The sequence below is a fragment of the Saccharicrinis aurantiacus genome (genome assembly GCF_947489045.1).
In the GTDB taxonomy this organism is placed as follows: Bacteria; Bacteroidota; Bacteroidia; order Bacteroidales; family Marinilabiliaceae; genus Saccharicrinis; species Saccharicrinis aurantiacus.
The window spans coordinates 1-524 of record NZ_CANLCN010000064.1; the positions used below are offsets into that span (position 1 = coordinate 1).

Consider the following 524-nt stretch of genomic DNA (forward strand, 5'->3'; position numbering starts at 1 on the left):
GAAAATGATAAAATTAAATATGCTCGTGAAACAGATTCAGAGTATAATCCAGAGATACTAAATAATGGAGATAGTCCTAAACAACTGCTTGCCCGAAGCAGATATTTGCTGTTTAAATCCCCCAATGCATGGACTTCATCTCAAGCAGAGAGAGCAAGAATATTGTTTCATATATATCCAAGAATTGCACAAGCTTATGATTTAGCGATGGAATTGAAAGAAGCTTACAATCATCACTGCAAGAAAGAAGTAGGTTGGTTAAAGCTGGCTCACTGGGCAGAAAAAGTACGTCAAAGCACTTTTAAATCATTTAATACAATTGCTAATACTTTCTTCAATTACTACGATAACATCTCTAACTATTATAATAACAGAAGTACTAATGCTGCCGCAGAATCATTTAATGCTAAAATAAAAGACTTTAGAAGACAATTCAGGGGCGTAGTAGATGTAAGATTTTTCCTTTACAGATTGACCAAAATATATGCTTAGACTTTTATAGACCCAACTTTCTACATTGACCC

1 protein-coding gene is annotated in these 524 nt (G+C 34.0%); it reads left to right on the plus strand.

The window, feature by feature from the left end:
- Window positions 1-492, plus strand: a 492-nt coding sequence (locus tag QMO11_RS21875) for a transposase (protein ID WP_282040092.1), incomplete at its 5' end; no start/stop codon positions are given.
- Between the last annotated feature and the right edge of the window lie 32 nt (window positions 493-524).